The organism is Bacillus sp. FJAT-18017 (assembly GCF_001278805.1).
Lineage (GTDB): Bacteria > Bacillota > Bacilli > Bacillales > Cytobacillaceae > Bacillus_D.
The window spans coordinates 4,629,823-4,651,848 of sequence record NZ_CP012602.1; the positions used below are offsets into that span (position 1 = coordinate 4,629,823).

A 22,026-nucleotide genomic window follows, 5' to 3' on the forward strand; every position below is an offset into this window, starting at 1 on the left:
TGATACCCATGATTAATCCACTAAATGGGTTGTCTGAATACAAACCCCGGTGGCATTATTCACCGAGACAGTATGCTTATCAATTAAGATAACGTTTGGATTTATTAGAACAAATCCCAATATGATGAAGACAAACGAGGCGCATAGCAGGTGTGTTAAATCCATAATTGTAACAAACGCTGCCCAGACCTGGTTGTGGACGAATAATGGTGTGATGCGCTTACCAGCGTTACCGAACTGGGCGGCGTAGGCCATGCTTTACCGTCCTCTAGCGTCGGCCATGCTCCACCGAAAATTCTTCTGCGCTTTTTCCATATTAAAAACAGTGCTAGAATAATAACGTACTTACTACAGGAGGTTACTATAAAATGAACTTTACCAATTCGGAACGATTACATAGCGAGGCTCTTGAGCATATTGTTGGCGGTGTAAATAGTCCGTCCCGTTCATACAAGGCTGTTGGCGGGGGAGCACCTGTTGTGATGGAGCGTGCGTCTGGCGCATATTTCTGGGATGTCGACGGCAATCAGTATATTGACTATTTGGCTGCTTATGGGCCGATTATTACAGGCCATGCCCATCCCCATATTACAGAGGCGATTAAAAAGGCAGCTGAGTCCGGTGTTTTGTACGGGACGCCGACTCCGTATGAAATTACTCTTGCGAAGATGCTTAAGGAAGCAATGCCGGGGATGGACAAAGTTCGGTTTGTGAACTCCGGTACTGAGGCTGTTATGACTACAATCCGTGTTGCCCGTGCATATACCGGGCGCGACAAGATTATTAAGTTTGCGGGATGCTATCATGGCCATTCCGATCTGGTTCTCGTTGCTGCCGGTTCAGGCCCGTCGACACTTGGAACACCTGACTCTGCCGGGGTACCGAAGAGCATTGCCCAGGAAGTGATTACGGTTCCATTTAATGAAGTGGAGCCGTTGAAGGAAGCACTTGATAAATGGGGCAGCCAGGTTGCGGCAGTTATGATTGAACCAATTGTCGGCAACTTTGGGATTGTCGAGCCAAAACCTGGCTTCCTCGAGCAGGTTAAGGAACTCACCCATGAGGCGGGAGCGTTGTTAATTTTTGATGAAGTGATTACAGCCTTCCGTTTTGCTTATGGAGGTGCTCAGGATATTCTCGGGATTACTCCTGATTTGACTGCGCTTGGTAAAATCATTGGCGGCGGACTCCCTATTGGAGCTTATGGCGGTAAACAGGAAATCATGGAAAAGGTTGCACCGCTTGGCCCTGCGTATCAAGCCGGCACGATGGCAGGAAACCCAGCTTCGATGCTATCAGGAATTGCCTGCCTTGAAGTTTTGAAGCAGGACGGGGTATACGAGTATCTTGACCGGCTCGGTGCGATGCTTGAAGATGGAATCCTTGGTTCTGCAGCAAAATATAATGTCCCGATTACGATTAATAGGCTTAAAGGTGCACTGACAGTATATTTTACAACAGAAAAAGTTGAGAATTATGAACAGGCGGAGAATACCGATGGCGAGATGTTTGCGCGATTCTTTAAGCTGATGCTGAATCAAGGAATTAATCTGGCTCCTTCCAAGTATGAAGCATGGTTCGTTACGATTGCCCATACAGAAGAGGATATTGAAGCAACGCTCCATGCAGTCGATAACGCCTTTTATTCACTTATGAACGAATAAATATACATTTTTTATGCAGCAGCCAGGGAGGGAAATTTCTGGCTGCTTTAATAATTTTTATTGGAAACGCTTACACAATACTATCTTAGTGCTTATTTCACAAAATTGTAATTGATTTTACATCCAAAAATTTGCATAATTATTTGAATATTGAATATTCGTGTGATAATATTAACCTACTATTTTTGTTTTCTGCACCTAGCCCTTCCCCACAAATGAACAGGAGACATTCTTTCAGCCACGGAAAAACTAGCTAACACAAAACTGAACTCAGGAGGTGACTGGCTCACGCCGGACCCCATGTCAAAAATCTGGAGCCCTCATACTTTCAAGGATTTTCATAAGCACGAGCATGATGCCTGTGGCATTGTTGCCTGCATGGAAAAAGACCGCATTCCGACGAGAGAAAATATTTATACTTGCATAGATGCACTTGTGACAATGAATCACCGTGCTGGCTTCATTAATGGTGAAGGTGATGGAACAGGCATCCACATTGACATCCCTCGTTCCCTATGGAAGGAAAAGCTTACTGCTTCAGGAGCCGACCCGTTGCTTGCTGATAGACCTGATTTATCTATTGGCCACTTATTTATTAGCAGAAAAGCAGATGCGGAGCTTGTGAAAAAAGATATTAGGAAATTGTTAGCAGCCAACAGCCTGACGCTTGTTTTTGAAACCGATTCGGTAACGGACAGTTCAGCACTTGGCCCAATTGCCATCCAGGAGAATCCTGTCTTTTGGCAGATCGCATGTGTACCTGTTTCAGAGACTGCGAACCTGTCCCAGCTCCTTTTTAATTTGATCGTAACCATCGAGAAAAACCAACAAGTTCATGTTGCCTCATTTAGCCAGTACCACGCAGTTTACAAAGTTATGGGTGCCGGTGATATCCTCCCTCATTATTACAGTGATCTTGCAAGCCCGGTTGTTGCCTCGACGATGACCCTTGGCCATAACAGATATTCTACCAACACGCTTTCCAGTTTTTTTAGAGTCCAGCCCTTCAGTGTCCTTGGCCATAACGGCGAAATCAATACCATTGCAAAATTGCGCGAGGAAGCGCTCCAGATTGGCGTGCCGCTTGTTCATGAAGGAAGCGACTCCCAAGATTTGAGCAGGACGATTGAAACCTTGATTTGCAGGGACAATTATACTCTTTTCGAGGCAATGGATGTTCTTTTCCCGCCAATCATTAATGAAATAAAAGGATACCCACCTCATCTTCAGGATTTGTATGTATATATCCGCGAAGCCTGGGGACATTTTGCTCAGGGTCCGGCCGGAATTATTTCACGATTTGCCGATGAGGCTGTCTTCAGTGTAGATGCTCTCGGCCTGAGGCCGCTTTGGATGCTTGAGACCGAAAGCTCCTACTTGTTTTCCTCGGAACCCGGGATTCTTCCAACAAGCGAGTATGTAAGCGATCCGAAACCTCTTGGGCCTGGAGAAAAGGTTGGCCTAAAGTGGAACGGAGACACACTGAATGTATATTGGCAGCCTGACTATCAGCAGGAAGTGTATGAGCGTTTTTCGAAACGTGTGAGCCTTGATGGTTCTCAGACAAGAATCAATGTGCCAGTCCTGCCTAAAACCATTATTGTTAACTATCCGGATAAAATCCACAACGGACAGTATAAGGCATTTGGATGGGAACGCGACCATATTCAGCTTATTGAGCAGATGGCTGAAAAAGGTATTGAGCCGATCAGGTCGCTGGGCCATGACGCACCGCTTGCTGCCTTGAACCCCGAAAGAAAGAATATTGCCGACTATATAAAGGAAAGTGTCGCAGTGGTCACAAATCCTGCAATTGACCGGGACCGGGAAACGGAACACTTTTCTACCCGTGTCATTGTTGGCAGACGCCCTTCCCTTATCCATTCTGAGGCTGCGGGAACTATTCTTGAACTACTTTCACCGATAGTGATTGAAGGCAAGGAAGGGTTGGATTGCTCCGAGGAGACTGGACAGCCCAGCTTTGATCAGGTTACAGCCTTTTATCGTGAAAAAGGGCTTGCTTTCCATATTCCTGCCACCTTTCAGAAGCAGGAAGACATTGAGGATGCGCTCCAGCGGCTCTCGAATCTTGCTGTGGAAGCTGTCAAGGGCGGCAAAACATTGCTGATTGTCGACGATTCCACAGCCCATTCAGACAATTCCTATTGGATTGACCCGCATCTGGCCATTTCAGCAGTCGACCAGGCATTAGCTCTCGCAGGCATGAGGAGAAATTGCTCGCTTTTGCTCAGGTCCGGGGCTATTCGTTCCTTGCATGACATTATTACTGCTTACGGCCTCGGAGCAGATTTGATTTCACCATACAATATGTTCCTAACTGTTTCGGATGGACAGACGAAGCCGATTTCCAATCTGTATAACGCACTAATTAAAGGCCTTGAGAAAGTCGTATCGACTATTGGAATTCATGAGCTCCGCGGCTATGCACGGCTTTTCTCATCAATCGGGTTGAATCAGCATATTGCCGATTATTTAAAAATAGTCAATTTCTTCGGGTCGGAGTCCCTTGAATCTGATTTTGCTGAAATGAAGCAGGATGCGATTCAGCGCGCTGCTGATTTCCAGAGTGATAAGGAACGGGTCGGCAAGACGTTCCATCTGTTCCCGCGAATTTGGAAGGCAATCGGGGAAATGGCCCAGACCGGAAGCTATGACGTGTATCGCGATAAAATATCTGAGCAGGAAGAAGCTAATCCGACGACGATTCGCCATTTGACCTCGTTGAAAGAGGCATCCAATCCCGTTTCACCTGCTGATGTCGATTTAAGTGTTGGTGAGCACAGCCTTCCGTTTGTGATTGCCTCGATGTCGTTCGGTTCGCAAAATGAAACTGCTTTTCGTGCTTATGCTGAAGGTGCAGACCGTCTGAATATGATTAGCATGAACGGTGAGGGCGGAGAAATTAAGGATATGCTTGGAAAATATCCAAGAACTCGCGGACAGCAGGTTGCATCTGGGCGTTTCGGCGTCAATGCTGAGCTGCTCAATTCCTCGAACCTTCTTGAAATCAAGATTGGCCAGGGGGCAAAGCCAGGAGAAGGCGGCCATCTTCCTGGCTCAAAGGTTACGGCAAAAATAGCCGAAGCCCGTAACGCAACAATCGGTTCGGATTTGATTTCACCTTCAAACAACCATGATATTTATTCGATTGAAGATCTTGCGCAAATGATTCTGGAATTGAAGACCGCCAATGACCAGGCACGGATTGCTGTAAAGGTACCTGTTGTCCCAAATATCGGCACGATTGCTGTCGGCATCGCCAAGGCGGGCGCTGATATCATTACATTGAGCGGTTTTGACGGCGGAACAGGTGCAGCGAGGATCCATGCAATTCAGCATGTCGGCCTTCCGGTGGAAATTGGTGTTAAAGCGGCACATAATGCCCTGCTTGAAGCCGGTCTTCGTGATAAGGTGGAAATTTGGGCCGATGGCGGAATGAAAAGTGCCTCTGATATTCTGAAAGTTATGCTGCTGGGTGCAAATAGGATTGGCTTTGGAACTCTGTCCATGCTCGCAATCGGCTGTACAACCTGCCGTGGCTGCCACCTTGATACCTGCCATGTTGGTATCGCAACACAGATTGACTCTGAAGCCAAGGCAAAAGAGCATGGGCTTAGACGATTTGTCCCCCGCCAGTTTGATCTGGCCGTACAGGGCCTTATTAACCTGTTCACGGCATTTTCAGAAGAAGTAAAGGGATTAGCAGCACAAGCTGGCATTAAAAGGCTCCAGGATTTTGTTGGCCGTTCCGATTTGCTTGAACAAACTAAGGGACTTAACAAGCTGGATCTGTCTTATCTGCTAAAGCCATTGGAGATCAGTCAATTAAGCACACTGGAAAGTACTGTATTACGCAACACCACTCAGCTTGAGGTTGCAGCAGGGGCTGAGTACCTGGATTCATGCGTGGAACAGCTTCATACCTCAAGGGAATTCGCGTCCGTTACCTCTAACCAAAGGGTATTGGGCAGCAGGGTTTCCTGTCACCGGGTCCGCGGGCGCCTTGACGGTGCCTATAAAAAACTCGCCAAGATAAAGCTCGCGTACCGGAACGGTTCAATCCCGGGCAACGGGCTTGGTGCATATAACAGCGAGGGAATTGATATTGTAGTCAACGGCGGCGGCCAGGATGGTGTTGGAAAGACTTCCTTTGGCGGAAGCGTTGTAATTTTAAAAGAAAAAGGCAAGAACGGCAGATATCTGAACGGGTCTGTTGGAAAAGGTTTCGGCTATGGAGCCCAAAAGGGATTGTTAATCGCTCAGGGAACTGCTGACGCTCGCGCAGGTATTAGGCTTTCCGGTGCGGATATTCTAATCGGCGGACAGCTCGTACAGCCATTGCCTGAAAAGGATGCTGGGAATGTTGGGGTCCATTCAACCATTAAAGGTTTTGCATTTGAATATATGACGAATGGACGCGGCCTTGTACTGGGAGACCCTGGTCCATGGATTTGCGCCGGCATGACTGGCGGTGTTGTTTACCTGCGGCTCCAGCATGAAATGGGGCTGACCGTCGATCGTCTGAAATCGCGGATTGCAAAAGGAGCAAATGTCTCCCTGCTCCCTCTTAATGAAACAGGAGTGAAGGATATCCAGGAGCTTCTAGGCACCTATCATTCTATCCTTCTCGATAATGGTCAGACTGAGGAAGCTGAAAAAATTGCTTTCCTCCTTTCTGCTCCTCAAGAAAATTTTGTCATGGTCATGCCAGTCAAGGAACAGGCAGATCCATCTGTTTCGACGGAATAACTTTAATGTTTAGATAAGAATGAAGTATGCCCAGAGCCGTCTCTGGGCATTGCTTTCGTTTAAAAGTCTTTATTATAGGAGAAGATGATTCTAGCAAAGATCGCGGGGCTTATGCGGAAGAGAGCTTAAAGGTAATCACTCAGCCGCAGTATTGGCCCAATAGGCTTCTAAGCGCTATAAGCAAAATTGAACATAACCTCTTCCAATTAATCTCACTCCATATTGCAAAAGGTAAAAATAGTACTTGATTGGCAGGATATAAGATCATAAAATAAAGACGCAAAACCGACATGATTTGTTCGACAGTTTGTGACATTCTCTTTTCCTATTAACATAGTTTTTAAGTGATAATACAGGAAACCGGTACCAAAAGAAAGGGATTACGATGAAAACCACACTAGGAGATATGCTGGAAAAACGCCCCGGAATGACGATGCTTCAGCTGAAGCAATCTCTTCAGGATTTTCAAAAAAGGGGAATTCTCTATATGGATGCAGAGCTTCTTACACTAGAACTTGACCAGTCCTTTTCTGTTTTTTATGCTCGCCATAGACGCAACGGTGCTCATACCGGTCCATTTCCTGTCCCGGCAGACAAATATAAACAGGATTATGATTTTAATTATCTTAAAGCTTTCTATCTTGATTATTATCGGAGACAGCCTGATGATTATGACCTTACCGGGCTTTCCATTGTAAGTGGAACAGAATTTATTTGGTATACAAAATCATAAATCATTGTATATATTGATTAGGAGAAGGAGTGCTCTTGCGCCCCTTCTTTTTATATAGAAATGTCTTTGTCCAAATCTTACGATTCATTTTTCCGCGAAACTCTCTTGCTTCCAATTCGTAAACAGGTTATAGTAACAGAATTGTTTAATGCAAATACAAAAGGTTTATAGTAGAGATAAAAGATGATTGAAAGGACTTTTTTAAAATGAAGTTAGGAGCCCGGATTTTAAAAACGGGAATATCCATTGTTCTCGCATTATTTCTTGCTGAATTACTGGACGTCCCTTCACCCGTTATGGCACCCATTGCTGCTATTTTCGCAGTCCAGCCAACCATTTATCGCTCTTATCAATCCATACTCGAGCAGGTGCAGGGAAATTTTTTAGGGGCTTTGATCGCTACAGTGTTCTATCTGCTTCTAGGCAACCATGTCGTGGTCATAGGACTTGCGGCTATCATTGTTATTACCTTGAACCTAAAGTTAAAACTGGGGAATTCAACGGGATTGGCTCTAGTAACCTTAGTCTCCATCATGTATATGCCCGGAGATCAATTTATTCAGTTCGCTGCACTCAGGTTCGGAACCATTATGCTGGGGGTATTCTCGGCATTTATCGTAAACCTTGTGTTCCTGCCACCCCGGTATGAAAACAGACTGTACCATAAAATTTCGGACACAACTGAAGAGATTATTCGCTGGATTCGGCTTTCGACACGGAATGCATCCGATCACACCCTTTTAAAAACAGATATAGAAAAACTGAAGGATACACTCCTTAAAATAGACCTCACTTACACGATGTATAAGGAGGAACGGAGTTATTTTAAACGGGATGATGCTGTTAAGGCACGGAAGCTTGTTATCTACAGACAAATGATTTCCACAGCTAGAAGGGCATTGGCAACACTCAACCGCCTGCACCGCTTTGAAAACGAATATCTCGCTCTGCCGGAAAAATTTCAGCAATCCGTACAGGAACAGCTTGACTGCCTCATCACGCTTCACGAACAGGTCATGCTGAAGTTCATTGGCAAGGTTCGTCCATCGGCTGCAGCGGAAAATCCGATTCAATGTCTTGATAAAAAGGAAGTATTCCGCATGTTCATTTCAAGGCAGCGTGAATACGAAGAAGAGGATGACAACCATCTATATCACACAATGCAAATCATTTCCGCCATCCTTGATTATGATGAGCACGTCGAACACCTCGATACCCTTGTCACCAGCTTCCTCTCTTACCACAAGGAAGACAATGAAATAACAGTTGAAGAAACAATAGAATAAAGTTCAATCAAAAAACCGGAATGGAGGCTTTGCTCCATTCCGGTTTTTCATCTGACACAGTCCACCCCACGCGGACAGAATAGCCTAAAAGTCCACAACAGGGGTCTGACCCCTTTTTGACTCCTTTTAACACCTTTACTCATGTTCGAGCTGCTGGACTTGGAATAGTCTGTAGTAGCCGCCTTGTTTGTCCATGAGTTCTTCGTGGGTGCCTATTTCGACGATTTCGCCGTGTTCGATTAGGACTATTTTATCGGCATGAGTTATTGTGGATAAGCGATGGGCAACAATGAAGGTTGTCCGGTCCTTGGCCAGCTTCTCAAGCGCCTCCTGGATTTGGTGTTCGCTTTCCAGATCCAGCGCTGATGTTGCCTCGTCAAGGATAAGAATTGGCGGGTTCTTCAGGAACACCCTGGCAATGGCGACCCTCTGTTTTTGTCCGCCCGACAGTTTGACTCCTCGTTCGCCCACCTTTGTTTCATAGCCTTCCGGGAGGTTCAAAATAAACTCCTGGGCATTTGCCTGCCTTGCCGCTTCCTCCACCTCTTCATCACTTGCCTCGGGTTTTCCTAACAGGATATTCGTACGTACCGAGTCACTGAATAAGATATTATCCTGAAAAACAACACCGATTTTATCTCTCAACGATTGGACATTGAATCTTCGAATGTCAACTCCATCGAGGAGAATCTGTCCTTCGGTTACATCGTAAAAGCGGGGAATCAGGCTGACAAGCGAGGATTTTCCTCCACCGCTCATGCCAACGAGAGCAATCGTTTCCCCTTTCCTCGCTTCCAAATTGATATTTTTCAGAACCAACTCATTTTCTTCGTCGTATGAGAAGCTTACATTCTCAAATCGGATATTGCCTTTTACCTCGGTACACTCAATTGCATTCGGCTCATCCACGATATCGTACTTTTCATCGGCAAATTCAAATACACGGTCCATCGAAGCAAATGACTGGGTCAAGGTAGTAGATGAATTGACCAGCCTTCTCAGCGGATTATAAAGGCGCTCAATGTATGCAATGAAAGCGACCATTGTCCCAAGTGTCAACTGTCCTTCAATCACCAAATATCCCGAATAGCCAATGACAATCAAAGGGGCAATGTCCGTTATCGTATTAACGACCGCAAACGCCTTTGCATTCCAGCTTGTATGGTCCAGAGCTTTTTCCAAAAAATTCTTATTCCGTTTATCGAATTGGTTCTGCTCATATTCCTCAATCGCGAAGCTTTTTATAACAGACATACCCGCAACCCGCTCATGCAAATAGCTTTGCACCTCGGCTAATGCCTGAGATCGCGTCCTCGTCAGGCTTCTAAGGTTTCCGAAAAAATACTTAACAGAAAATGCATATAAAGGGAAAAGCACAAGCGAGACCAATGTCAGCTTCACATTCATTGTCATCATGACCGCTATCGCTATCAGGATGGTTGCCACATCGAGCCATAGATTCATCAATCCTGTGATGACAAAGGTTTTCGTCTGTTCAACATCATTAATTACCCTCGATATAACCTCGCCTGCCTTTGTATTTGAATAATACTTAAAGCTTAACTTCTGCATATGGTCATACAGTCTATCGCGGATATCATAGAGAATTTTGCTGGACGTCCACTGAGCGAAATATTGCCGATAATATTCAACCGGCGGCCTCAGGATAACAAAAATGACAATCATGATACCCATAATCCAAATCAGCTTATCAATCTTTTCATCCTTGTGCAGAGTGTCGCTGCCAACAATATCATCCATGACATATTTAATAAGTATCGGAATAATGAGTGGTATTGCAAATTTAATGATTCCAATGATAATTGTTCCTATGATTTGCCACTTATATGGCTTGACGAAATGGAGATACCTTCGGATACTCTCCAACTTGTTTCCTCCCCTGGATTCTCTGATTTATTTTATATGTAGTAATTATCCAGTAATGAAGCGGCCAAACAAAAACCTGTTGATATGTGATCAACAGGGCGCTTTTGCTTGAAACCAGCCTTACTTTCTGTAACTCAGGTATCGTTCATACCAAGTATCGATAAATTCTGGTGAGAATGGTCCCTTTCGCTGGTTGATCCAAATGATGAGCTTCTCGACATTCTTTTTCAGAATTTTGTCAATCACCTCTGGATAGTTCATTTCCCGGCGATGCCGTTCATACTCATCCTCGTCCAAAAGATTATAAGTCATGTCCGGAAACACTTTAATATCAAGATCATAATCAATATATTTCAATGTATCGCCATCAAAAATGAATGGAGAACTAATATTGCAATAATAGTGCACGCCATCCTCACGAATCATCCCAATCACATTAAACCAGCACTCCGAATGGAAGTAACAGATTGCAGGTTCCCTGGTCACCCAGGTACGGCCATCGGACTCTGTAACGACGGTCCGGTCATTTCCGCCAATCACCAGGTTTTCGGAACCTTTCAGGATGGTCGTCTCGTCCCATATGCGATGGATATGCCCATTATGTTTATAGCTGTGTATTTGCATTGGTTCTCCTTCAATGGGTAAACCCATGAATCTCCCCTACTTTCATTTCCCGAACGCTTTGCACCTATCTTAAATCAAAAAATCGACAAAAGGCAACAAAAGACAATTCCCGTTTGCTTCTATTATAACGGTTACAGGGCAATTTTAAAACAAAAGAGCCATTTTTAGGATAAAATGGCCCATTCAAAACTCTATTTATTTTCCCCGCACATCATTAAAGCATTTATACGGATGAACCATTCAGGCTTTTCCCAGGCTGATAGGAACGGATCACTTCTTCTGTCTGATGCTCAAAAACCTTTTGAATTTCCCTGAGTTCTCTTTTCATTGCTGCGATTTCCTGCTGGATGCTCTCGAGGCCTGTTTCATGCTGAAGTAATTGCAGCTGTCCTTCAATTTCCTGGCAACGTTCCAATTCACCTTGTAAAAAAAGCAGTTTTTCCATTGTTTTCATTTGTTCGGAAATTAAACAATTGAAGGTTTTCACACTTTCACCGCCCTCATATTTTGCTCCTCTATGTATTCTTGAAAACTTCGCTTATTCCTTTGACTACTTCTGTAGGTTTAAAAGAAGTTTTGTCGAAGGAGTTTTTATCCAAACGTGTAAACCCCTAAACATAAAAAGGGCACCCTTTCGTTAAAGGGCACCCTCTTTCAGCAATAAAAATTAACGATTTTGACCTTGTTGGCCAGAGTTTTGGCTCTTACGGCTTTCAGCTTGTTGGTTCTGTTGTCTTACTTCTTGAGCATTAGTTTCGCTTGCGAATTCAGTACCGAATTGCCCTTGTCCGCCTTGAGCAGATTGAGCATTTTGGCGACGAACTTCTTGAGCGTTTGTTTGAGAAGCTTGGCTTCCTTGGTTGTTGAAGTTTGCCATTGTAATCACCTCCACGACTGTTAATTTAACCATGAAGGGGATTATCTATCCGGGATTTTTTTGGAAAAAATAAACATTAGACTAAAAGGGATAAGCCGCCATCCACAATAATGGTCTGGCCGCATATCATGTTGGACTCCTCTGATACAAGGAACATCACACAGTCAACTAGGTCTTTCATATCAACAATCCTGCCCGCTGGCGTTTTCGTCCTGGATTCAGCCAGAAGTGTTTCTCGATTAGGGAAATGGGTCAAAGCATCCGTATCGACTGGCCCCCCAGAAACGGCATTCACAATGATATTTTTTGGCGCCAGCTCTACGGCAAGATAGCGGGTTAATGCCTCAAGTGCGGCTTTCGATACGCCGACAGCCGTATAATTTTCCAAATACCGAATCGAACCGATAGAGCTGATACTAACAATTTTGCCTCCACCGTTCTTTTCCATTAACTTTGCAGCTTCCTGGGCACAAAAAAGGAGAGCCTTGCTATTGATATTCATGGTCCAGTCCCAATGTGACTCCTCAAGCTCCATTGCCGGACGAAGTACTCCAGATGCAGCATTGTTAACAAAAACATCAAGCCTTCCAAATTCCTCTTCAACAGTTGCGAACATGCCCTTAATTTTTTGGACATCACCGACATTGGCGCGGATCACCACCGCTTTTCTGCCAAGTGCCTCTATTTCTGCCGCGGTTTCAAGTGCTGCCGATTTGCTTCGGGCATAGTTAATAGCGATATCATAGCCTGCTTCAGCAAGTCGTAAGGCAGCTGCCCGTCCTATTCCCCTGCTGCTCCCAGTAATAAGCGCAACTTTTTGTGTCATAATATGTAGTCCTTTCTTGTTTCATTTTGTTTCTATTTTAGCCGTTCGGGGTATAGAAGACAATTGATTCCTAACACTAAACCTGAGCAATCCATTACGAAAGGAGAATTGCCATGTATGTTGGACGGGATATGACGGAATTGACGATGATGCCAAAAAGCGATTGGGAGGACAGCGAGCTGGCATTTTTTCACCATTCATTACAGCAGGTTGTACCATACCTAAACGCTGAGGGCCAGTCGATTCACCGCGAAATTGTTGAGGAAATTGAAAAGCGCGGCGGCCTCAACCGGAATGAAGCTGATTATACACACGGGACTAAAGTAAGTTACGATTAAGAACAAAAGCGTAAGCGCCTTCGTGACAGGCAAAAACCGCCTGTCCCTGCGATGATTATTCTCAGGAGCTTCCCTTAGTGGTCATCGCCGTATAAACTGGAGGGGCTTTGACTGAGATAAAATGAACCTTCCATCAGCGCTTTTTGCTGATGGTTAGGTGAATGAATCGGACCTTTAGGGACAGTTGCCGACGTAGGAGGCCTACTGTCCTTTAAGGTGGGGTAAAGGAATCACGAAGAGCGTAAGCGTGTTCGTGCATGACTTATCGTAGGGAGGAGGCCTGAAGTTTACTAGGCGATAGGCGCTGGAGCTAGACGTAGCCATGCCTAATAAATAGAGTTATAAACCGTCGTAAAACTAAAGTATCTTTAACATTTAAAAGAGCCTGGCTGTACGAATGTCTCAAACAGCCAGGCCCTTCTTTTCTATATTATTGGTTTCTGTTAAGGTACAAGGCAAGCATTTTCTGGTGAGGTACGGGCAGAGCATATTCCGAAAGCTCCTCCAGCGTCACCAGTTTTACTCCAATAGTCTCGGGAAGTTCAGAATTTAATTTCCCGGTATAAACAGTAACATTCCAGATGAGATGGGAGAAAATATGCTGAATTTGGCCAAGCGTTTCACCGAATTGGATATCCACATCAAGAAACTCATTATACAGACCTGACAGCCCTTTACGGTCATCAGCAAACGGAAGATGCAGTTCAACTGATGGCAGCTCCCACATATTTGCCAGCAGCCCCTCGTTTGGGCGCTTGCGAATTAGTATTCTTCCAGCTTCATCTTCAATCACCGCAGCTGCAAGACGGAGCTCCCTTGGCTTTTTCTTTTTGGCTTTGATAGGGAGCTCATTTTGGGCTCCTTCATGAAAGGCCTGACAATGCTCCCTTACCGGGCAAAGAAGGCAGGACGGTGAGGTCGGCGTACACACAAGTGCCCCTAGTTCCATTAGCGCCTGATTGAAATCAGAAGGTGAATCCGGGGATATTAATACCCGAACTGCTTTTTCAAAAATCTTCCTTGAAGAGGGCTTGGCAATATCTTCTCTAATCAACAGAATTCTTGATAGTACTCTCATTACATTGCCGTCAATAGCAGGTTCCGGAATTCCATATGCAATACTTAAAATCGCACCCGCTGTATAAGGGCCCACACCTTTTAGCGTAGCTATTTCTTCTGGTGTATCCGGTACAATGCCATTGTATTTTTCTTTAACTTCCCTGACAGCAGCCTGGAGGTTTCGTGCCCGTGAATAGTACCCAAGCCCTTCCCATGCCTTGAGAACCTTATCCTCATCAGCATCAGCCAAGGCGTCTATAGTTGGAAACTGCTCCATAAATCGGTGATAATAAGGAATGACAGTATCAACTCTAGTTTGCTGTAGCATAATTTCGGAAACCCAGACTTTATATGGATCCTTATTGAGACGCCATGGCAGGCTCCTTTGTTCGGCCCTGAACCAGGAAATTAAATCGTCGCGAAACTGTTCTATGATAATTGTTTCAATATTTTCCAATGTCTTCATTGTTAGATTTAGCCTCCCTGATGTTAAAAGACAAACGAAAGTGGGAATATAATAAATGTACTTTCCACCACGGTCTCCACTGATGGCAGTCACGATAGGGTTTTTCGAATTTTTGGGGAGGATTATCCCACAGTAAATTCTATAATTTTTAGTTGTATTACTTCCCGCTAAAAATGTGGTAAAGTGATTTTTAAACGGAGGACCCGTTTACACCATCTTCTACGGTAAAACATACGATGGAAACTGGCAAGCAATTTCGGCGGGGAAACTCATTAAAAGGAGGAACCGGCACCTTGGATACTGGTACACATGTTGTTATGGGGCTAGGCCTTGGCGCTTTGGCCACGCTGGATCCAGCTGTTGCCGGACATACTGCGACAGCAACCAGCGTTATGGTCGGCACCATTGTAGGCTCACAAATTCCCGATATTGATACAGTACTTAAATTAAGAAATAACGCAGTCTATATACGCAATCATAGGGGTATCACCCACTCCGTACCCGCAGTCTTTTTATGGCCACTCCTTATTACAGGTGCAGTGTATTTATTTAATCCTGACGCCAATCTGCTGCATTTGTGGCTATGGACACAGCTCGCTGTTTTCTTGCATGTGTTCGTGGATATATTTAATGCTTACGGCACCCAGGCACTTCGTCCGTTTTCTCCCAAATGGGTTGCTCTTGGTGTTATCAACACATTTGACCCGTTCATCTTCGGTATCCATGTCGCCGGTCTGGCAGTCTGGATTATGGGAGTACATCCGGGTTATACCTTCGTTGTCGTGTACGCGATTATGATTTTCTATTACTTCCTGCGTTTTTCAGCGAAGCGGGAGGTTGTGCAGGCAGTCAGAATCATGTTCCCTGCTGCTACGCAAATTGTTGTCGCACCCACCATGAGATTCAATCACTGGCGAGTTGCCGTTATGACCGAACAGGAGTTTTTTGTAGGTCGGGCCCAGGGTGCAACCGTACGTATTCTTGATAAATTCAAGCGCGTGCCGGTTCCTGATACACCAATCATTCATGCGGCGAAAAAGGATTCCAATATCTCTGCCTTTCTATCCTTCTCCCCTGTTTATCGATGGGAAGTAAAGGAATTCGATGACTACCATGAGGTTCGCTTTATTGATTTGCGATACCGCAGCAATGGGCACTATCCATTTGTAGCTGTCGTCCACTTGGATCCAGATTTAAACATTAAGAATTCATACACTGGCTGGATTTATAGCGAGGAGAAACTTCGAAAGAAACTAGAAATACTTCCAGGTTAACACAAAAAGCGTAAGCGCCTTCGTGACAGGCAAAGATCGGCCTGTCCCTGCGATGATTATGCTAAGTAGCTTTCCTTAGTGGTCAGCGCCGTATGGACTGGAGGGCCTCGAAGGAGATAAAGGAAACACGATGAGTGCAAGCGAAACGATGTTGACTTATCGTAACGAGGGGACCGAAGTACACTAGGCGCTAGGCGCTGGAGCTAGATTAAACAAAAGAAACGGCAGTCCATTTTTTTTAATTGGATGCCGTTTTAAATTTATTAGTGCAGCCTATTTTTATCCTCATTTAAATACTGGCTGTATTTCGGATTTCTAGCTGCGAACTCATGAAGGTTTTCACCGTAATGTTCAATCCATTGACGTACAACCTTTTCAGTCATCTCGCTTCCCAGATATTCTCTGCCAGCTTTGGCATAGGTAGTCTCAAAATCATCCCATAGCAATTCCACCCATGTCCTGGCCTGGCCGTAGGAAAGCAAATCATTCTTATCTAGGAGCAGATTGGTCAGCCTTTCATGATAATCATTCATATACAATCACCTTTCTTGGGAGAATTGTGAAAACATATCGCCAACTAATGTGTAAATACTAACGATATGCAGACTTGTTCTGCATTACTAACTAAAGATGGAGGCTGGAGAATGAGAAACAAAGCAAAGGGCTTTCCATACAACCATGATGACAAACTCGAAGGGGAACCTCGTGCCAAGGCTGAGTATGCCTCTAAGCGGGCAGATGGTTCAATCAATACTCATCCGCAGGAACGAATGAAAGCTTCTTCTCAAAGGAACCCAGACGAGATTAAGTCTTTTTAACACATTTTTCACTGTCTGCCTGGCATTGTAATGGATGCCAGGCATTCTATATTATCTATTCATAAGCATTGAAATCGGCAGGGCTTCTTCTTTTCCATCGCCATTAAGACGGTATCCCCAAGCAAATACACCATTTAGATAATCAATTTTAAAATATGAACCCGGGTCGCCTTCAATTGCATAAATTTCACCCGGCGCAAAGTTCGCAGGATCGAGCAAATAAGCTTTTGCCATGACAGCTTTTCTCTCAAGAACAGCGAATTCGTTCACAATGCCCATCTGTTCCGCTTTCCTTGCCTTTTCTTTTAAAAAGGCGATTTCTTGCTTTAATTCGTATTCTGTCATTTCGCTATAACGCTTTTCCTGCTGCATTCGGGCAACCACCTTTGTTATTTTTCCTACCTTTAGTATAGTAAATTTAAGATGGATTAGAAAGAATACTGCTTTATTACGGAGGTATCTTATGAAGACTTTAATTGTAACAGGTGCAGGGTCCGGGCTTGGACGTGAGCTTGCATTGCTTTTTGCTAAAAAGGGGTTTAGCTTAATCCTCGCTGGAAGGTCTGATGTACGGCTTCAGGAGGTAAAAAAGGAAATCGAAGCTTTTGGCGGGACAGCTGAAACGATTGTCATTGATGTCAAAGAAACATCAGTAATCCCTAATAGACTTGCATCAATACTTAAGGATAAGCAAGTTTACGGTCTTATTAACAATGCTGGCATTGGCCATTTCGGACCATTTACACAGATGAAGGATAGCGACATAATCGAAATGCTCCAAACCAATATATCTGGGACCATATTTATGACAAAAGCGATACTGCCTTATCTGGAGAAAGCCGGAGAAGGCCACATAATCAATATTATTTCTACCGCAGGTCTTCGGGGAAAGGTAAATGAGTCTGTTTACGCTGCCTCCAAGTTTGCAATAAGGGGATTTACCGAGAGCTTGCAAAAGGAGTATGAAGGCCAGAAGATACGGTTTACTGCAGCTTATATGGGTGGTATGGATACTCCGTTCTGGTCAAACAGTACACATGTTGCAGATCCTTCGCGATTCAGGACGCCTCGCGAGGTTGCTGAATATATTGTTGCCAATCTCGGCAACGACGAAATCATACTTGAAAGTAAAAAATCATGACAAACGCGTCATGATTTTTTATTCTTCTTGCCTTGATTCAAGATAGCGTTCAATTAAGTCTATTGGGAACCCTTTTCTAAAAAGTGTTTCTTTCATTTTTTGCTGATAGGCGTGTCCTATCAACTTCCCGTGTTTTCGGTGCGCTTTTTCTCCCTGAGCTCTGATTGCCTCAAGCTCGACTTCCTCTTCCCTGCCAAAATCAGCTTCACTCAAAGCGAATTGGATGGCATCAGTTTGATATCCCTTTCTCCTAAGCATGGCATCAAGCTTTTGCTTCAAGACTTTTTCGGATTCAGAGGAATATTTCTTCGCATACTTTTCAGCAAGTAATGTCGCTTTTTCAAATTGCTGTTCCTGGGTATATTGCTCCATTGCGTTGTCAATTAAAACCTCAGCAACCCCGCGCTCCTTTAGTTCCATTCTGACAACATAGGCGCCTTTATTAGTGGTGCTGATTTGGGTCCTAACATAAGCATCCGCATATTCCGCATCATTCAGGTAACCCTGTTCCTTAAGCCTGATTATGACTTCGCTGATTGCAGCTTCTTCAAGCTTTTTTTCCTTTAAATAGCTGTAAACCTCCTTTTCCGTCCTCATCTTATAAGCCAGATAGTTAATTGCGTTATTATATGCCTTGCGAATTTCGTCATGATAACCGACTTCCGCAAGTAAAAATTCATCCAGTTCCATTCCTTTTTTTAGCCGGAACTTAACAATGACAGACTCATCCGCACTAAACGCATATTCCTCGCCTTTGCCGAAGTCCATATAAATATTGTAACGCCCTGTATCTCTTTTCTGGGTGGTAATTTTGGTTACGGTTGGCATGTCCTCACCTCTATTTCACTTTACCATACCTTTACTATGCCATTCATGTTCCAAAAATGTAAAATAGAAACAAACGGTTTGTAGAGGGGGAGTTCGATTGAAACTGGCAATTGCGGGCGGAACAGGATTTCTGGGCAACGCATTAGTTGACACATTGCTATCCGAAGAGCATGAAATAGTTATTTTAACAAGGAAAAAGACCTCAAGTTCCAAGACAAACCTTACCTTTGTTCAATGGATGGCTGAGGAAAGCCAGCCTGAACGCTATCTTGAAGGAATCGAAGTTTTCATCAACTTGGCCGGAGAATCTTTAAATAGCGGACGCTGGACAACTGTACAGAAGGAAAAGCTTTTAAAAAGCCGGTTGGATGCCACAAACGAAGCAATCCGCATCCTCTCCAAGCTTTCTAAAAAGCCCTCTGTCTATATTTCTGCAAGCGCAGTCGGCGTGTATGGCACTTCCGAGGATAAACTGTTTACTGAGGAAAGTAGTCTAGGCCAAGATTTTCTGGCAAGTCTCGTTAAACAATGGGAAGATGCTGGCTCCAAAGCTGAAGAGCTTGGAATCAGGACAGTTTTTTGCAGATTTGGAATCATTCTGGACCGGGAAGAAAGCGCCCTCCCCCAAATGGTTTTTCCTTATAAACTTTTCGGAGGCGGAACAGTTGGCTCCGGAAGTCAATGGATATCCTGGATTCACAGGGAAGATGCAGTCGGTGCCATCCTTTTTATAATTAAGAATAACAGTATTAGCGGCGCCGTAAATTTCACTTCCCCCAACCCGACAACGATGAAAGAATTTGGCCAAACAATCGGCCAAGTGCTTCGCAGACCTCATTGGCTCCCAGTTCCTTCCTTTGCGTTGAAGCTTTTGCTCGGCGAAATGAGCATACTTGTACTTAAAGGGCAAAGGGTTATGCCAGTAGTCCTTGTTGAAGCTGGCTACCAGTTTCGTTTTCCACAATTAAAAAAGGCGCTGGAGGATCTTTTCAGTAAGTAAAATCCTTTTCCACCTCACACTGATTAACCATATGAATGACAATTTGCTCAACCGGTACTCCGAAATCTCATTCAGCGGCTTTAATAGCGGGACTTCCTAGTATTGTTTTAGCACAAATGTTTTATTTGACGAATTTAGGTTAAAGAATGAATACCGGCTGCTTTTTGCCCCCGGCTCAATACTTAATTAAGAAATATCTTTGCAGGTTGAATCAATGGCTTCTATATAGGAAAGGCTGGAAGTAGCAGTTTACTTTTCAAGAAGGAAGGGACCAAAATGGAAAAACCTAAAAAAGATAAGAATCGAAAAACATTGACGAGTACCCAGGAAGTCCTGTACCAAAGAGAATTTAAAGCCGCTGATAGAGCAGCGGGTTTTGATCCGCCAGGAAGAAGAAGATAGAAACAAAAGCGTAAGCGCCTTCGTGACAGGCAAAAACCGCCTGTCCCTGCGATGATTATTCTCAGGGAGGAGCTTTCCTTAGTGGTCATCGCCGTACAAACTGGAGGGGCTTCGACTGAGATACGGTGAATCTTCCATCAGTGGTGAAGTTCCACTGATGGTTAGATGAAGCAATCGGACCTTTAGTGTCAGTTGCCAACGAAGGAGGCTTACTGACACTTAAGGTGGGATAAAGGAATCACGAAGAGCGATAGCGTGTTCGTGCATGACTTATCCTAGGGAGGAGACCTGAAGTTTGCGCACGCGTAAGTGCTGGAGCTAGACATAAATCAGCTAGACTAAAGAAGCTATCAACTGACGCAAATCTCCTTATTAACAATTAGTTCGTGCTTGTGGAAAATTTCCACTCATGTAGAAGTCCCGGACGGAAACGATAAGACCATGGGGGTACTCCTCCGACTTTTATTTCCGAAAGGGGTTTTTGCTTTTGGCACGTTCACGTGGACATAGGAATCGCGATAAAAATTCTGCTTCTCTGCCGCAAACTCCGAAGAATTTAAAGATCAGTGATGGACTTGATGTGGAATTTGACCGTGACCTTGCCGATCATGACGATCTTGAAGCAATGGCAAGATCAAAAGCTGCCGATCAAAGGGCAAAAAGCAGGCGGAAATAATTTTAAAGGCGCAGCTTCTTATTGGAGCTGCGCTTGTTTTATGAATACGTTTTAAATTTATATGGATTTATTTCTGTGGATTGTGCATAACATCTGGGGATAGATCTGTGGATAATGTGGATAAGCCTGTGGAGTACTTCGAAAAACTATACTTTTCTTGTGGAAATCTCTTTGGATAACTTAGTAATTTATCAACAATGCTGTATTACATACAAATATCTTCAAATTCATTCTTGAATAAAATGTCCGTGCTAAAATGAGTGGTATGGTTATAACAGAGGTGAAACTGATGGTTCTTAACTTATTAAAAACATTAATTTCAATAGACAGTTCAACTATTCCTGGTGCAAATGAAGCTGTGGAATTTTGCGGAAATTGGCTTAAATCTCACGGTATGGAAGTAAACTACCTTGAAAATAACGGGCGAAAAATGCTGGTTACTGAAGTAGGTTCCGGCGAATTCACACTAGTTCTTAACGGTCATGTTGATATTGTTGCAGGTAACCACGGCCAATTCTTTCCTTACGAAAGCAACGGCAAATTATATGGAAGAGGTTCAGCCGATATGAAGGCAGGTGTCGCTGCAATGATGGCTGCCATCGTTGAACTAAAGCAGTATAAATTAGGAATCAAAGTACAGCTGCAAATTGTATCGGATGAAGAAACTGGCGGTGAGAATTGCTCTGGATTCCTTTCAGAGTCTGGATACAGAGGCGATTTTGTTATTTGCGGCGAACCAACGGGGCTTCGAATTGCCATCCAGGCAAAAGGCATTCTTCGTACTGACATTACTGTTCCTGGGAAATCAGCACATGGAAGCAGGCCGTGGGAAGGAATTAATGCGATTGAACAAGCATATGAGATCTTTAAACAAATCAAGAATCTCCCATTTGCAAAGGAAAGCAGCGAATACTATATGCATCCTTCTATTAATCTTGCAAAAGTGGCCGCTGGCGATGCCTATAATGTCGTACCCGACGAATGTAAAATCGGGCTGGACATACGATACTTACCCGGGCAGAACCCGGAAGAAATCCTCGAACAAATTAAAGGGATAAGCCCTGAAATAAGTGTGGTTTCAGGATGGCAAGCCGACCCTATTAACACAGACCCAAAACATCCATTCCTAAATCATTTAGATCGGGTTATTAAAAGGCATCCGGGCCGTGAAACTGTATACTTTGGCCAACACGGAAGTGCCGACACTGTATATTTTGCCAAACATGGAATTCCTGCAATTGAATTTGGCCCGTCTGGAGCAAACTGGCATGGAGACGAGGAATATGTTGAAATCGAGTCAGTATTTGCGTTCCGGAACATCCTTGTAGAGCTGGCGACTGAACTGATATTCTAATAT

At 44.2% G+C, this 22,026-nt stretch carries 22 protein-coding genes; 12 read left to right on the forward strand and 10 right to left on the reverse strand.

The window, feature by feature from the left end:
• Positions 1-12 precede the first annotated feature (12 nt).
• Positions 13-255 (reverse strand): hypothetical protein, encoded by a 243-nt coding sequence (locus tag AM500_RS21770; RefSeq protein ID WP_053601094.1) that lies wholly within the window; start codon positions 253-255, stop codon positions 13-15.
• A gap of 113 nt (positions 256-368) precedes the next feature.
• Here AM500_RS21770 and AM500_RS21775 point away from each other — a divergent pair, with 113 nt between their 5' ends.
• From AM500_RS21775 to AM500_RS21790, 4 genes are all read left to right on the forward strand, one after another.
• The gene (locus tag AM500_RS21775; protein ID WP_053601095.1) at positions 369-1,664 is read left to right on the forward strand and encodes a glutamate-1-semialdehyde 2,1-aminomutase; all 1,296 of its coding nucleotides are present in this window, start codon (positions 369-371) and stop codon (positions 1,662-1,664) included.
• Positions 1,665-1,964: 300 nt separating this feature from the next.
• Positions 1,965-6,434 (forward strand): glutamate synthase-related protein, encoded by a 4,470-nt coding sequence (locus AM500_RS21780; RefSeq protein ID WP_053601096.1) that lies wholly within the window; start codon positions 1,965-1,967, stop codon positions 6,432-6,434.
• Positions 6,435-6,819: 385 nt separating this feature from the next.
• Positions 6,820-7,167: a hypothetical protein gene (locus tag AM500_RS21785; RefSeq protein ID WP_053601097.1), complete on the forward strand. Its 348-nt coding sequence runs from the start codon at positions 6,820-6,822 to the stop codon at positions 7,165-7,167.
• 206 nt (positions 7,168-7,373) lie between these two features.
• On the forward strand, positions 7,374-8,453 hold the full coding sequence (locus AM500_RS21790) for an FUSC family protein (protein WP_053601098.1): 1,080 nt from the start codon (positions 7,374-7,376) through the stop codon (positions 8,451-8,453).
• 135 nt (positions 8,454-8,588) lie between these two features.
• Here the strand turns inward: AM500_RS21790 and AM500_RS21795 are convergent, their stop codons facing one another.
• The 5 genes from AM500_RS21795 to fabL form a co-directional block, all read right to left on the reverse strand.
• The gene (locus AM500_RS21795) at positions 8,589-10,340 is read right to left on the reverse strand and encodes an ABC transporter ATP-binding protein (protein WP_053601099.1); all 1,752 of its coding nucleotides are present in this window, start codon (positions 10,338-10,340) and stop codon (positions 8,589-8,591) included.
• A gap of 120 nt (positions 10,341-10,460) precedes the next feature.
• Positions 10,461-10,991, reverse strand: a complete 531-nt coding sequence (ntdP, locus tag AM500_RS21800; RefSeq protein WP_053601100.1) for a nucleoside tri-diphosphate phosphatase — start codon at positions 10,989-10,991, stop codon at positions 10,461-10,463.
• Positions 10,992-11,187: 196 nt separating this feature from the next.
• Positions 11,188-11,451 carry a YgaB family protein gene (locus AM500_RS21805; RefSeq protein WP_053601101.1) on the reverse strand — a complete coding sequence of 88 codons (264 nt, stop codon included), beginning with the start codon at positions 11,449-11,451 and terminating at the stop codon, positions 11,188-11,190.
• A gap of 180 nt (positions 11,452-11,631) precedes the next feature.
• Positions 11,632-11,841 (reverse strand): gamma-type small acid-soluble spore protein, encoded by a 210-nt coding sequence (locus tag AM500_RS21810; protein ID WP_043930929.1) that lies wholly within the window; start codon positions 11,839-11,841, stop codon positions 11,632-11,634.
• Positions 11,842-11,917: 76 nt separating this feature from the next.
• Positions 11,918-12,667, reverse strand: coding sequence for an enoyl-[acyl-carrier-protein] reductase FabL (gene fabL / locus AM500_RS21815; RefSeq protein WP_043930928.1), 750 nt, complete (start codon positions 12,665-12,667; stop codon positions 11,918-11,920).
• A 113-nt stretch (positions 12,668-12,780) separates the two neighbouring features.
• On the opposite strand from fabL, the gene AM500_RS21820 reads away from it, so the two are divergent.
• Positions 12,781-13,005, forward strand: a complete 225-nt coding sequence (locus tag AM500_RS21820) for a hypothetical protein (RefSeq protein WP_053601102.1) — start codon at positions 12,781-12,783, stop codon at positions 13,003-13,005.
• Positions 13,006-13,435: 430 nt separating this feature from the next.
• Here the strand turns inward: AM500_RS21820 and mutY are convergent, their stop codons facing one another.
• A complete protein-coding gene (mutY, locus tag AM500_RS21825) occupies positions 13,436-14,530 on the reverse strand; it encodes an A/G-specific adenine glycosylase (protein WP_053601103.1) in 1,095 nt (364 codons plus the stop codon).
• A gap of 293 nt (positions 14,531-14,823) precedes the next feature.
• Between mutY and AM500_RS21830 the strand changes: the two genes are divergently transcribed.
• Positions 14,824-15,804 carry a metal-dependent hydrolase gene (locus AM500_RS21830; protein ID WP_053601104.1) on the forward strand — a complete coding sequence of 327 codons (981 nt, stop codon included), beginning with the start codon at positions 14,824-14,826 and terminating at the stop codon, positions 15,802-15,804.
• 263 nt (positions 15,805-16,067) lie between these two features.
• Here AM500_RS21830 and AM500_RS21835 read toward each other — a convergent pair whose 3' ends face one another.
• Entirely contained in the window at positions 16,068-16,337 is a 270-nt protein-coding gene (locus AM500_RS21835) for a YfhJ family protein (protein WP_043930924.1), read from the reverse strand.
• A 111-nt stretch (positions 16,338-16,448) separates the two neighbouring features.
• Between AM500_RS21835 and AM500_RS21840 the strand changes: the two genes are divergently transcribed.
• Entirely contained in the window at positions 16,449-16,622 is a 174-nt protein-coding gene (locus tag AM500_RS21840) for a small, acid-soluble spore protein K (protein ID WP_053601105.1), read from the forward strand.
• Between the two features lie 51 nt (positions 16,623-16,673).
• Here the strand turns inward: AM500_RS21840 and AM500_RS21845 are convergent, their stop codons facing one another.
• A complete protein-coding gene (locus AM500_RS21845) occupies positions 16,674-16,994 on the reverse strand; it encodes a YfhH family protein (protein WP_043930922.1) in 321 nt (106 codons plus the stop codon).
• A gap of 91 nt (positions 16,995-17,085) precedes the next feature.
• Here AM500_RS21845 and AM500_RS21850 point away from each other — a divergent pair, with 91 nt between their 5' ends.
• The gene (locus tag AM500_RS21850) at positions 17,086-17,763 is read left to right on the forward strand and encodes an SDR family NAD(P)-dependent oxidoreductase (protein ID WP_053601106.1); all 678 of its coding nucleotides are present in this window, start codon (positions 17,086-17,088) and stop codon (positions 17,761-17,763) included.
• An 18-nt stretch (positions 17,764-17,781) separates the two neighbouring features.
• On the opposite strand, the gene recX is transcribed toward AM500_RS21850, so the two are convergent.
• Entirely contained in the window at positions 17,782-18,591 is an 810-nt protein-coding gene (gene recX, locus AM500_RS21855; protein ID WP_053601107.1) for a recombination regulator RecX, read from the reverse strand.
• Positions 18,592-18,688: 97 nt separating this feature from the next.
• Here recX and AM500_RS21860 point away from each other — a divergent pair, with 97 nt between their 5' ends.
• From AM500_RS21860 to AM500_RS21870, 4 genes are all read left to right on the forward strand, one after another.
• The gene (locus tag AM500_RS21860) at positions 18,689-19,591 is read left to right on the forward strand and encodes a TIGR01777 family oxidoreductase (RefSeq protein WP_053601108.1); all 903 of its coding nucleotides are present in this window, start codon (positions 18,689-18,691) and stop codon (positions 19,589-19,591) included.
• 276 nt (positions 19,592-19,867) lie between these two features.
• Positions 19,868-19,993, forward strand: coding sequence for a YfhE family protein (locus AM500_RS25235; protein WP_081772900.1), 126 nt, complete (start codon positions 19,868-19,870; stop codon positions 19,991-19,993).
• Between the two features lie 487 nt (positions 19,994-20,480).
• Complete coding sequence (locus AM500_RS21865; RefSeq protein ID WP_043930918.1) at positions 20,481-20,669, forward strand: YfhD family protein; 189 nt, start codon at positions 20,481-20,483, stop codon at positions 20,667-20,669.
• A 289-nt stretch (positions 20,670-20,958) separates the two neighbouring features.
• Complete coding sequence (locus AM500_RS21870) at positions 20,959-22,023, forward strand: M20 family metallopeptidase (protein ID WP_053601109.1); 1,065 nt, start codon at positions 20,959-20,961, stop codon at positions 22,021-22,023.
• The last annotated feature ends 3 nt before the right edge of the window (positions 22,024-22,026 follow it).